Annotated in this window: 8 protein-coding genes; 4 read left to right on the top strand and 4 right to left on the bottom strand. The window is 64.6% G+C overall.

Features of this window, described 5'->3' with window-relative positions; translation table 11 throughout:
* Positions 1-24: 24 nt before the first annotated feature.
* From KY084_RS07310 to KY084_RS07300, 3 genes are all read right to left on the bottom strand, one after another.
* Positions 25-1,551, bottom strand: a complete 1,527-nt coding sequence (locus KY084_RS07310; RefSeq protein ID WP_246586971.1) for a lipopolysaccharide biosynthesis protein — start codon at positions 1,549-1,551, stop codon at positions 25-27.
* A complete protein-coding gene (gene polA / locus KY084_RS07305; RefSeq protein WP_219237798.1) occupies positions 1,548-4,298 on the bottom strand; it encodes a DNA polymerase I in 2,751 nt (916 codons plus the stop codon). Before polA ends, KY084_RS07310 begins: the two co-directional genes overlap by 4 nt.
* A gap of 323 nt (positions 4,299-4,621) precedes the next feature.
* Positions 4,622-5,716 carry a serine hydrolase gene (locus KY084_RS07300; RefSeq protein WP_425516723.1) on the bottom strand — a complete coding sequence of 365 codons (1,095 nt, stop codon included), beginning with the start codon at positions 5,714-5,716 and terminating at the stop codon, positions 4,622-4,624.
* A 145-nt stretch (positions 5,717-5,861) separates the two neighbouring features.
* Between KY084_RS07300 and KY084_RS07295 the strand changes: the two genes are divergently transcribed.
* A complete protein-coding gene (locus KY084_RS07295; protein ID WP_219237797.1) occupies positions 5,862-7,112 on the top strand; it encodes a cation:proton antiporter in 1,251 nt (416 codons plus the stop codon).
* A 63-nt stretch (positions 7,113-7,175) separates the two neighbouring features.
* Here the strand turns inward: KY084_RS07295 and nadB are convergent, their stop codons facing one another.
* Positions 7,176-8,801: an L-aspartate oxidase gene (gene nadB / locus KY084_RS07290; protein WP_246586970.1), complete on the bottom strand. Its 1,626-nt coding sequence runs from the start codon at positions 8,799-8,801 to the stop codon at positions 7,176-7,178.
* A 100-nt stretch (positions 8,802-8,901) separates the two neighbouring features.
* Between nadB and KY084_RS07285 the strand changes: the two genes are divergently transcribed.
* The 3 genes from KY084_RS07285 (at position 8,902) to ubiM (ending at position 12,080) form a co-directional block, all read left to right on the top strand.
* Entirely contained in the window at positions 8,902-9,819 is a 918-nt protein-coding gene (locus tag KY084_RS07285) for a CE1 family esterase (protein WP_246586969.1), read from the top strand.
* A gap of 124 nt (positions 9,820-9,943) precedes the next feature.
* Complete coding sequence (locus KY084_RS07280) at positions 9,944-10,831, top strand: HpcH/HpaI aldolase/citrate lyase family protein (RefSeq protein ID WP_219237796.1); 888 nt, start codon at positions 9,944-9,946, stop codon at positions 10,829-10,831.
* 73 nt (positions 10,832-10,904) lie between these two features.
* Complete coding sequence (gene ubiM / locus KY084_RS07275) at positions 10,905-12,080, top strand: 5-demethoxyubiquinol-8 5-hydroxylase UbiM (RefSeq protein WP_219237795.1); 1,176 nt, start codon at positions 10,905-10,907, stop codon at positions 12,078-12,080.
* The last annotated feature ends 21 nt before the right edge of the window (positions 12,081-12,101 follow it).

Raw genomic sequence — 12,101 nt, 5'->3', positions numbered from 1 at the left:
CCAATAGGGAAGCGCTGCTTCGCTTTAGCGTGCCGCTTCCCCGGCTATCGGTGCGGTGGATTCCCCTGCACCGGGCAGTTTTTTGAACAGCGTGCGATCCTCCGGACCGAATGCCCAGCGCCAGATGACGAAGCCATAGACAGCGAAGATCGCGGGAATGCCGATCACCAGTTCGGTCCATTCATAGCGTTTGGGTAGTGCGGTGAAGACACTGCCCATCGCAAAGGCGGCGAGGGCGGCCCAGACGAGTGGCCAGCGAAATCCCGATACCGGTTCGCCGAGCAGATGGCGCAGGAACCGCGCCTTGATAAGCGACGTGATGCCGATCGACAGCATCAGCGCGACGGCGGGTCCCGCCGCTTGCCACATGGTCGGCCAGCCCGCGCGCCGCGCCGCCCAGACCAGCGCGAAACTCAGTCCGATCTGAACCGCCATCATGGTCATCGAAATGACGAGGTTGCGCACCCGCGCGATATATACCAGCGCCGATTCGCACACGGTTCCGGTCGATGCGACGACCTCCGCCGTCAGCAGGAAACCTAGCGCGGCGGTGCCCGCGACGAATTGCGGACCGACGATGCCCATCACCGCTTCGCCCGGAATGGTCAGCATCAACGCGATGCCAAGCTGCGCCGCGATGGTCCAGAAACTCACCTGCCGAACCTGGTTGGCGACGGCGGCAAGGTTGTTTTCGGCAAGGCTGCGGGTGATCACCGGACCCATCACCGGCTCGAAGCTGGTTTTCAGCTTTTGCGGGATCGATGCGACCTGCTGCGCCATGTAATAGATGCCGACGACCTTTGGCGCGAAAAGCAGCCCCAGGATGAAGCGGTCGACATTGCGCGTCGACCATTCGATCGCATCGGCGCCGGCCAGCGGGATATTCTGCGTCGCCATCGAAAACAGCGGCGCGATGCGCGGCGACCATCCGCGCGGCAGGCCATAGCTGCGAACGAACGGGATCAGCGATGCGATCAGCGCGGCCGCCATCGACGCGACATAGCTCATCACCAGCCCGTCGCGCAGCGAATAGAAGGAAAACAGCCAGGCGCAGATGCTGATCGTCCACGGTTCGACCACCGCGCGCGCCGTCACCGCCGCCTTTACGTTCAGCTTGTACGCCAGCGCGGCAAGGCTGACGTCCGACCATGCGATGGCGAAGATGATACACGGCAGGAAACGGTCCAGCCCGGCGATATTGCTGTCGGGATACATCACCTGTGGAAAGGCGATCAGCAGGATGCTCGCACATAGCGAGGCGACGAACGCGACCACCATACCGTCCCATACGACATGGACATGCGGCCGATCGGTCTTCGCCAGCGCCTGCGCCAGCCCGCGTTTCAGCCCAAGCGTGGCGACCAGCGCGGCCAGTTCCACCACAACCACGGCCAGCGCGAACCGGCCCACCATGTCCGGACCGTAGATCCGGCCCGCGATAAACAGGAACGGCAGCCGCGCGACCAGCCGCATGACGAATCCGGCGGTGTTCGTCCGCCCGCCCTTCGCCAGCGCCGCGATGTCGTCCTTCCCCCCGGTGCTTTCTGTCAATGCGCCGCGCCCCAGCTCTTTCCGGTGCCGATCTCCACACCCAACGGCACTGTAAGCGTCACTGCGGGTTCCGCCGCATTGGCCATCACCCCTTCGATGATGCTCCGGGCGGCCTCGACATTGCCTTCCGGCAATTCGAACACCAGTTCGTCATGCACCTGCATCAGCATTTTGACATCGCCCAGCCCCGCCTCGGCAAGCGCGGGCCCCATGCGGGTCATCGCGCGCTTGATGATGTCGGCGCAAGTGCCCTGAATGGGCGCATTGATCGCGGCGCGCTCGGACCCGGCGCGCTCATTCTGGTTTTTCGATTTCAGCCGCGGGAAATGCGTTTTGCGGCCGAACAGCGTGGTCGTGTAACCGCGTTCCTTCGCGCTGGTGAGTGTTTCGGCGATATAGCGGTTGATGCCGGGGAAGCGCTCGAAATAGCGGTCGATCATCGCCTGCGCCTCGTCGGCCGATACGTCGAGCCGCCCGGCGAGCCCCCAGCGTGAAATTCCGTACAGGATCGCGAAGTTGATCGTCTTGGCGCGTCCGCGCGTGTCGCGATTGACCTCGCCAAACAGTTCCTGCGCAGTCATGTTGTGGATGTCGTCGCCGCGCGCAAAGGCATCGCGCAGCGCGGGCACATCGGCGATATGCGCGGCCAGCCGCAATTCGATCTGGCTGTAATCGGCGGCCAGGATGACATTGCCCGGTTCGGCGACGAACGCATCACGAATCTGCCGTCCGACCTCGGTACGGATCGGGATGTTCTGCAGATTTGGATCGGTCGACGACAGCCGCCCGGTCTGTGCGCCGGTCAGCGAATAGCTGGTATGCACGCGCCCCGTGTGCGGATTGATCTGCGCCTGCAACGCGTCGGTATAGGTGGATTTGAGCTTCGAAAGCTGGCGCCAGTCGAGCACCTTGCGCGCGATTTCGTGCCCCTCGCCCGCAAGCCGCTCCATCTCGTTGACATCGGTCGAATAGACGCCCGACTTGCCCTTACGCCCGCCCTTCAGGCCCATTTGTTCGAACAGGACGTCGCCAAGCTGTTTGGGGCTGCCGATGGTGAATTCACTGCCCGCGATCGCGTGAATCTCTCGTTCAAGCGAGACCATCGTTTCCGCGAACTCGCCCGAAAGCTGTTTCAGCCGATCCGCATCAACCTTCACGCCGGTCGCTTCCATGTCGGCGATCACCCGCACCAGCGGCCGGTCGACCATCTCGTACACCCGCGTCGCGCTTTCATAGGCAAGGCGCGGCTTGAACCGCCGCCACAGCCGCAGCGTCACATCGGCATCCTCGGCGGCGTAGCGCGTCGCCGACTTCAGGTCGACTTCGTGAAAACCGATCGCCTTTTTGCCCGTGCCGACCACGTCCTTGTACGCGATGCAGCTATGCGACAGATGCGTGGCGGCCAGTTCGTCCATGCCATGGCCATGGCTCCCCGCGTCGAGATCGAAGCTCATGACGATCGTGTCGTCATAAGGCGCGATACCCAGCCCGTAGCGGCCGAGAACGGTCATGTCGTATTTGAGATTATGCCCGATCTTGAGCACCGCCGGGTCTTCGAGCAATTCCTTCAGCGCCGCCAGTGCGGCGTCGCGGTCCATCTGTTCGGGTTTTTCCGCGAACATGTCGCTGCCGCCATGCGCCAGCGGGATATAGCAGGCGCGGTTGGGGGCGAGCGCCAGGCTGACCCCGACCAGATCGGCCTGCGTCGCGTCCAGCCCGGTGGTTTCGGTATCGACCGCGACATGCCCCTGCGCGTGCGCCGCCGCGATCCAGCGGTCCAGCGCTTGGCGCTCGATCACCGTTTCATAGGCGTCGTGGTCGCACGGCGGATCGTCTTGCTCTGCCGGCACCGGCGCTTGCGACGTTTCGGCAGGCGTATCGGCCACCGCGCCCAGCTTGGCGAGCAGCGATTTGAACCCGTGATGGTCCAGAAAGGCATGAAGCGGCGCTTCCGGAATCCCTTGCATGGCAAGGTCTTCCAGCGGATCGGGCAGCGGTACGTCGCACGCCAGCGTCACCAGCTTGCGCGACAGCCGCGCCATGTCGGCATGCTCGATCAGATTTTCGCGCATCTTGGACTTTTTCATGTCCGGCGCGGCGGCAAGCACCGCTTCGACATCGCCATGTTCGTTGATCAGGTCGGCCGCGCGTTTCGGCCCGATCCCCGGAACGCCTGGCACATTGTCGACGCTGTCGCCCATCAGCGCGAGCACTTCGCCCAGCTTGTCGGGCGTTACGCCGAACTTCTCCTGAACATGCTCAGGCCCCAGCCGGCGATTGTTCATCGTGTCGTACAGGTCGAGTCCGGGCTCGATCAGTTGCATCAGGTCCTTGTCGGAACTGACGATCGTGACTTCCCATCCCTGCGCCAGCGCCGCCTTGGCATAGCTGGCGATCAGGTCATCGGCCTCCCAGCCCTCCTCTTCGATACACGGCAGTGAAAAGGCACGCGTCGCATCGCGGATCATCGGAAACTGCGGGACCAGATCCTCGGGCGGCGGCGGGCGGTGCGCCTTGTACTGGTCGTACATGTCGTTGCGGAAGGTCTTGCTCGATTTATCGAGGATGACTGCCATGTGCGTCGGGCCGTCGGCCTTGTGCAGTTCGTCGGCGAGCTTCCACAGCATCGTGGTGTAACCGTACACCGCGCCGACCGGCTCGCCATGCTTGTTGGTGAGCGGCGGCAGCCGGTGATAGGCGCGGAAGATATAGCCCGATCCGTCGACCAGGTAGAGATGATTGGCCATGGCCAGCGCTTAGCAGTCCCGGCCCGAGCGCGCGATAGCTTTGCGCGGACCTGCGGTCAGGCAAGGAAAAGGGTGGCGCTTCGATAAGCTCATACCAGGCTGGATTGATCTGAACCCATGACAATGCCGTTATTGCGAGCCCCGTAAGGGGCGTGGTAATCCAGTTTCACCCCATACACGATAGTCTGCTGGATCGCCGCGTCGCTGCGCTTCTCGCGATGAAGATCCGATCAGTAGCCGCGCTTACTGCGCCTTGGTATCGATGCGAACGGAAGAGTTGGAGATGGCATTGCGCCATCCACTCAACGCGTCGTGCTTCGCCGTCAGCCGTTCCGGTCGGCAGCGACGATCGCGTTGACCACCGTGTGCATCAATTCCCAGCGTTGCGGGATGGTGCGCGCGGTATCGCCGATCATCACCGCAACCGTATAGCTTTTGCCGTCGGGCGCGGTCAGGATGCCAATATCGTTATACCCGGCGGTCCGCCCTTCGAAATCCTGTCCCGTTCCGGTCTTGTGCCCGAAGACCCAATCGCTCGGCACTGCGCCGCGCAGGCGGTTCTTGCCGGTGTGCGACGATTGCATCGTGTTGATCAACCAGGCGGTGGACCCGGCAGAAAGCAGTTCGCCCTTTTTCAGACGGGCCAGTGCCTTGGCGACGGCGGCGGGGGCCGCGCCGTCGGGCGGATCGGCGATATAGGCGTTGAATGCCTTGCGCCGCACATCGGTGGGCAGCGCGGCGCGCGCCTGATAGAAATTGCGGCCTAGCGAATAGCTTTGTTTCCAGTCGAGCCCCGCCGTCCCGCTTTGCAGCAGGCGTTCGCCGGGGCCGAAGCGGATATTGCCAAGATCGCGGCTTTTGATGAATTCGCGCACGGCGGGCGGCCCGCCGACCAGCCAGAGCAGCTTGTCGTTGCAGGTATTGTCGCTCATCGTCAGCGCGCGTTTCAGGATCGCCCCGACCGTGCTGGTGTAGCTGCCGCCATTCTGCGCGACGAGCGCGGCGATCGGCTGATGGAACAGCGTCAGGTCTGCGGTGGTGATGGTCAGCGGGTCATCGAGAGACAGGCGGCCCTGATCGCGCTGGGCGAGTACCGTCATCGCTACCCAGGTCTTGCTGACGCTTTGTTGCGGCATGCGGGTGTCGCCATTGGCATCGACCTCCCACCCATCATCGACGCTGGTCACCGCGACCCCTGCTTTTCCGTCGAAATTGCGCACTGCCGAGCGAATCGTTTCGGCGAGCGCTTCGGGCGGGTCGACATGCTTTGGCGCGGGCGGCGGCACCGGCACCGCGACCGTCTGGGCGGGCGGGGCGATCTTTGCGGTCGGTCGTGCAGGGATAACGGCGTGCGATCCGCAGCCGGTCATGATGACGGGACCGATCGCCGCCAGCGCCAATGCGCGAAGAAATGTCATAACGTCTTGTGAACTCGCCACGGTTGAATTGCCTCTTGCCCGAACCGATCATGCGGGCACACTGGCCCTGCTCGCAAGCGAAGTTTCGCACGCCTGCGACGAACATGCGATTACTAGCGGCCAAATGTGAACAAGAGGCAAGGATTTGCAAGAGTTTGATTTCACGACGCTGGGCGCGTTGCTGTTCGTCGCTTCGCTGGTGGCGATCGCCACCCACCGGCTCAAATTGCCCTACAGCGCCGGACTGGTTGTGGCGGGGGTGGGTATCGCGCTGCTCCCCGTCACGGTTTCGCTGACGCTCACCCCGGACCTCATCTTTTTCGTGCTGCTGCCGCCGCTGGTGTTCGAAGCGGCGATCCAGATACCCTGGCGACCGTTCCGCCACGAACTGCCGCTGCTGATCGCGCTCGTCACCTTCGGCGTGCTGCTTGCAGCCGGGGTGGTCGCCATCGGCATGCATATGCTGATCGGATGGAGCTGGCTGGGCGCGGCATTTTTCGGCGTGTTGATCGCCGCGACCGATCCGGTGGCCGTGATCGCCGCGTTCAAGGCGCTGCACGTCGAACGACGGCTTCACCTGCTGGTCGAATCGGAAAGCCTGCTGAACGATGGGGTTGCCGCGGTCGGTTTCGCGATCCTGGTGATGTTCGCGACCAGCGGCGCGGTGGGGCCGGGCGAAGTTGCGCTGCACCTGATCGAAAACATCTCCGGTGCAATCGCGGCGGGGGCAGCCGTTGCGGTGCCGTTGGTCGCGATTGCCGGGCGCACTACCGACCGGCTGGTCGAAGTGACGATCACCATGCTCATCGCCTATGGTTCGTTCCTGCTCGCCGAGCATTTCCACTGCTCGGGCGTGCTTGCGACGCTGACCGCCGGACTGATCGTCGGCAATTACGGCTTTCTGGGATCTATTTCCGACACCGGGCGCCCGGCGGTGCTCAATCACTGGGAATATGTCGCCTTCCTCGCCAATTCGGTGATCTTCCTGCTGATCGGGGTGCGCGAAACGCAGATGCCGATATTGGCGGTGATCGAGGCGGCGGGCGCGGCGACCGCCTTGTCGCTGCTCGGCCGCGCGGCTGCGGTGTATCCGGTAATGGTGGCGTTCGCGCGCACCCGGCTGGCGGTGCCGTGGAAATACAAGCACGTCCTGTTCTGGGGCGGACTTCGCGGTGCGCTTGCGCTTGCGCTCGCCCTCGCGTTGCCCGCCTCGATCCCCGAACGCGGCACGATCATCACCGTCGCCTTCGCCGTCGTCGCCTTCTCGATCTTCGTTCAGGGGCTGACCATGCCCTGGCTGATCGACCGGCTGGGCCTGAAGGTGAAGCCCGAAGCAGCGCATCTCGGCGATCTGAAAGCCTATAACCGCGATGATGGCGGCGCGCCTGAAGCATGATTTCTTGTTATAGCGCGCGCAGCGAAGCACCCTGAGCCGAGCGCTGGATTGCCATGCGGTTTTTTACGGCACCAGCACGGTGTCCACCGCCTCGGTCAGCAATTCGGGATAATCCATGTTGAAGTGCAGCCCGCGGCTTTCCTTGCGGTGCAGCGCGCTTCGCACGATCAGTTCGGCCGCCTGATGCAGGTTGCGTAGTTCGACGAGGTCGGGCGTCACGCGGAAATGGCCGTAATAGTCGGAAATCTCGTCGCCCAGCATCTTGATGCGGTGCGCGGCGCGTTCCAGTCGCTTGGTCGTGCGCACAATGCCGACATAATTCCACATGAAGCGGCGGATTTCGGTCCAGTTCTGCTTGATGACGACTTCCTCGTCCGAATCGGTCACCCTGCTTTCGTCCCAGGGCCGGATCGCGGGAACAGGGGGAAAATCGTCCCAGCACCGGGTGATGTGTTCGGCCGCCGCTTCGCCGAACACGAAACATTCGAGCAGGCTGTTCGATGCCAGCCGGTTCGCGCCGTGAAGGCCCGACTGGGTGACTTCTCCGGCGGCATACAGGCCCGGAAGGTCGGTGCGCCCGTTTTCGTCCACCACCACGCCGCCGCACGTATAATGCTGCGCCGGCACCACGGGTATGGGCTGGCGGGTCATGTCGATGCCCAGGGTGAGCAGCTTTTCGTAGATGGTCGGGAAATGGCCCTTCACGAATTCGGGATCGCGGTGCGAAATGTCGAGATGGACGTAATCGAGGCCCAGCCGCTTGATCTCATGATCGATCGCGCGCGCCACGATATCGCGCGGAGCAAGTTCGGCGCGATCGTCGAAATCGGGCATGAAGCGGTATCCCGTGTCGGGGATCAGCAGGCGCCCGCCCTCGCCGCGAACCGCCTCGGTAATCAGGAAGTTCTTGACCTCAAGATTGTACAGGCAGGTCGGGTGGAACTGCATCATCTCCATGTTCGAAACGCGCGCACCCGCGCGCCACGCCATGGCGATGCCGTCGCCGGTCGCCCCCCTTGGCGCGGTGGAGAAGAGATAGGCGCGCCCAGCGCCGCCCGACGCCAGCACCGTCGCGCGGGCGGTGAACAATTCGACCCGCCCGGTTTCCTTGTTCACCGCATAGACGCCCCAGACATTGCCCGCGCCCGAATAGCGCTCCTCATGCCGCGACGTCGCAAGGTCGATCGCGACCATGTCGGGGACAAGGCGGATATTGGGATTGGCGAGCGCCGCATTGAGCAGCGCCTCCTGCACCGCCCATCCGGTCGCATCGGCGACGTGCACGATGCGGCGATGGCTGTGCCCGCCCTCGCGGGTAAGGTGCAGCGCGCCATGCTCCTTGTTGAACGGCACGCCCAGTTCGATCAGCCGCTCGATCGCGGCAGGCGCGCCGCCGACCACCATTTCCACGATCGCGCGGTTGTTCAGTCCCGCGCCCGCGATCATCGTATCCTCGACATGGCTTTCGAACGTGTCGCCCGGTTCCAGTACCGCCGCGATCCCGCCCTGCGCCCAGGCGGTCGATCCTTCGTTCATCCGCCCCTTGGCGATGACTGTCACCTTGAACCGCCGCGCAAGGTTCAATGCCGCGGTCAGCCCCGCCGCACCCGATCCGATGATCAGCACGTCGCTTGAATGAGGGCTTGTCCTGGGGTCGATCGCCACCGCCTGCTCCGTAACCATGCTCATATTCGATAACGCCCTGCCTATGCACGAAACAGATGCGCTGACAATAAGCGCGCGAGCGGTTAGGGAAGGGCAGGACATAGGATTGGGGAGAGCACAGGTCATGCGCCACATCGCGGTTGCCGCAACGATGCTGTTGATGCTGGCGGGACTTGCCGCGCCGCGCACCGGGCATGCGGCGGATCGCTGCCGCCTTGGGATGGCGGGCGCGACGCGGGCGCTGCCGGTCGGCGATACCGGCCGTTCGATGGAGGTTCACATGCCCGCGACCGGCGCGGCGCAGCCCCGGCCGCTGGTCTTCGTGCTGCACGGCAGCGGATCGAGCGGCGAAGGAGTGCTGCGCGATTCGGGGCTTGCCGCGCTTTCCGATTCGGAAAACTTCATCCTGGCCGCGCCCGATGGGGCGATTCCGCTGGGCAAGGGCTATGCCTGGAATATCCCCGGCGTTCCGACGGTCGACGGCAAACTTCCCGGCAAGGACGACGCCGACGATGTCGCCTATATCGGCGCGGCGATCGACTGGATGGTGGCCAAGGGCTGTGCCGATCCCGATCGGGTCTATGTCACCGGCATTTCGGGCGGGGGGCGGATGACGTCATGGCTCGGCTGCGTTGCGGCGGACCGGTTTGCGGCGATCGCGCCGGTGGTCGGCCTGCGCGCGGGCAATCCGCTGAAATCCGATCCCGCCCGGCCTGATCCTGCGACCTGCCGCCCCGCCCGGCCGCTGCCTGTCCTCGCCTTTGCCGGCGATGCCGATACCGTGAATCCGGTCGATGGCGGCGGGGCGGGCTATTGGCAATATTCGATGGATACCGCACTGACCCGCTGGGCGGCGCTTGACGGGTGCAAGGCGGGGCCGCAGCGTATCGACTTTACCGGCAAGGTGCTTACGATCCGCTATGACGATTGCAGCGGCAATGCGAGCGTTTCGGGCTGGATTTACCACGGTCGCGGCCATGAATGGGTTGCCGACAATGCGGCGATGTGGCGCTTTTTCGAACGCCACCGCAGCAAATCATAGCCTGACACTGCCCGGACATCACGTCCTGGGCGGCAACCCGGCGTCCGGTTCTGTCGGGCGCGGGCAATGACCGCCCTTCCAACCATCGGCGATGCGCTTTAGGCGATGGGCAGGAGGCGTATCGATGGCAGAACAGCTCACTATCCCGGCCCGCTCATGGCTCTTCGCGCCGGGCGACAGCGAAAAGAAGATTGCAAAGGCAGCCGACGGTTCAGCCGATATCGCGATTTTCGACCTTGAGGATGCGGTCGCGCCCGATGCGAAACCCGCTGCCCGCCGCACGGTCGCCAACGCATTGCGGACGCGGGGCGAGGGACACGACCGCTTGTGGGTTCGGGTCAATCCGCTCGACAGCGACTGGACGCTTCCCGATCTTGCCGCGATCATGCCCGGCCGCCCCGGCGGCATCATGCTGCCCAAGGCGCGCGGCCGCGCCGATGTAGAGCGGATCGACCATTATCTTTGCGCGCTGGAAGCGGCGCATGACATTCCCCAGGGAAGTACGAAGGTGATCGCGCTCGTCACCGAAACCGCGACCGCGATGTTTCATACCGGCGATTATGCCGGGTGCGAGCGCCTTGTCGCGATGAGCTGGGGAGCGGAGGACCTTGCCGATTCGATCGGCGCTTCGGCCAATCGCGATGCCAATGGCGAATATGGTTTCACCTATCGCCTCGCGCGCAGCCTGTGCCTGCTCGGCGCGGCGAGTGCGGGGGTGCTGCCGATCGAAACGATCCAAGGCGACTTTCGCGATTCCGAAGGGCTGAAGGCGCGCGCCGAACAGGTGCGGCGCGAAGGATTTCGCGGGATGCTCGCCATCCACCCGGCGCAGGTGGAGATCATCAACGCAGCGTTCACCCCGTCGGAGGGGGAGATCGCCGAAGCGCGCGAAATCGTTGCGCTGTTCGCCGCCAATCCCGGCGCGGGCACGATCGGGCATCATGGCGCGATGCTCGATCGGCCGCATCTTGCTCGCGCCCGGGCGCTGCTCGAACAGGCGGGGCAGGGGTGATTTCGTCGCGATTTTGACGCGGCGCAAAGACGGCGCGCGCGCATCGCTTCATGGTGCGCCGATGGAGGCGGAAATGAGCGATGAATATGACGTGCTGGTGGTTGGGGGCGGCCCGGCGGGACTTGCCTTTGCGCTTGGCCTTGCGGGAAGCGGGCTGCGGACCTGCGTCGTCGAGCGGCAACCGCGCGCGGCGCTCGCCGATCCCGCGCCCGATGGCCGTGAAATCGCGCTGACCCATCGTTCGGTCGCCACGCTGCGCAAGCTTGGCGCATGGGACAGAATTGCGCCCGAGAATATCGCCCCGCTGCGTGGTGCGCGGGTCTATAATGGCGCATCGCCGCTCTCGCTCGCCTTCGATCCCGACGGCACCAGCGCCGATCGTCTGGGCTGTCTGGTTTCGAACCACGCTATACGCAAGGCGCTGTACGAAGCACTTGCCGATCGCGACGATATCACCCTGATGGCCGACGCGCCGGTCGAAACGGTTCGCGCCTCACGCGCGGGGGTGACGGTTACGCTTTCCGGCGGACGCGAGATCGCGGCGAAGCTGCTGGTCGCCGCCGATTCGCGCTTTTCGGCTGTGCGCGACCAGCTCGGCATCGCGGCGGAGGTCAACCGGCTCGGCCGATCGATGCTGGTCTGCCGGGTCCGGCATAGCGGCGATCATGGCGGCATCGCGCGCGAATGGTTCGATCATGGCCAGACCATTGCGATGCTGCCGCTGAACGGCAATTGCTCTTCCGCCGTCCTCACGCTTACCAGCGCCGCGATCGACCGGCTCGCAGCACTTCCCGGTCCGGCGCTCGCCTATGAACTCGAACGCCGTTTCGACCATCGCCTTGGCGCGATGGAGCTGGTGACGGGGCCGCATGTCTATCCGCTGGCGACCAGCTATGCCCGGCATTTTGTAAGCGACGGCGCGGCGCTGATCGGCGATGCCGCGGTGGGCATGCATCCGGTGACCGCGCACGGATTCAATCTGGGGCTGCAATCGGCGCGCACGCTCTCCGGCATGCTGACGCGTGCGGCGCGGGGCGGACACCCGCTTGCTTCTCCGCTGCTGCTGCGCCGGTACGAGGCTCGCCACCGGCTCGCCACACGCCCGCTTTATGCCGGGACCAACCTGCTCGTCGCGCTCTACACTGCCGAACATCGCCCGGCGCGGATCGCGCGCGCCATCGGGCTTCGCGCGGCGCGGCGGGTGACGCCGGTCAACTCCGCAATAACCCGAATGCTCGTGCGGCAATAGCCGTGGCATGTCGCGCACGGC

Source organism: Stakelama flava, from assembly GCF_019351405.1.
Taxonomy (GTDB): domain Bacteria; phylum Pseudomonadota; class Alphaproteobacteria; order Sphingomonadales; family Sphingomonadaceae; genus Sphingomonas; species Sphingomonas flava_A.
The sequence above is the reverse complement of the archived record's forward strand: the minus strand, read 5'-3'. Positions and strand labels throughout refer to the sequence as shown.

Bases quoted from the DNA above. Each gene is read 5' to 3' on its own strand.
- KY084_RS07285 (WP_246586969.1), top strand. From the start codon at position 8,902: ATGCGCCACATCGCGGTTGCCGCAACGATGCTGTTGATGCTGGCGGGA.
- KY084_RS07300 (WP_425516723.1), bottom strand. From the start codon at position 5,716: ATGACATTTCTTCGCGCATTGGCGCTGGCGGCGATCGGTCCCGTCATC.
- polA (WP_219237798.1), bottom strand. From the start codon at position 4,298: ATGGCCAATCATCTCTACCTGGTCGACGGATCGGGCTATATCTTCCGC.
- KY084_RS07280 (WP_219237796.1), top strand. From the start codon at position 9,944: ATGGCAGAACAGCTCACTATCCCGGCCCGCTCATGGCTCTTCGCGCCG.
- ubiM (WP_219237795.1), top strand. From the start codon at position 10,905: ATGAGCGATGAATATGACGTGCTGGTGGTTGGGGGCGGCCCGGCGGGA.
- nadB (WP_246586970.1), bottom strand. From the start codon at position 8,801: ATGAGCATGGTTACGGAGCAGGCGGTGGCGATCGACCCCAGGACAAGC.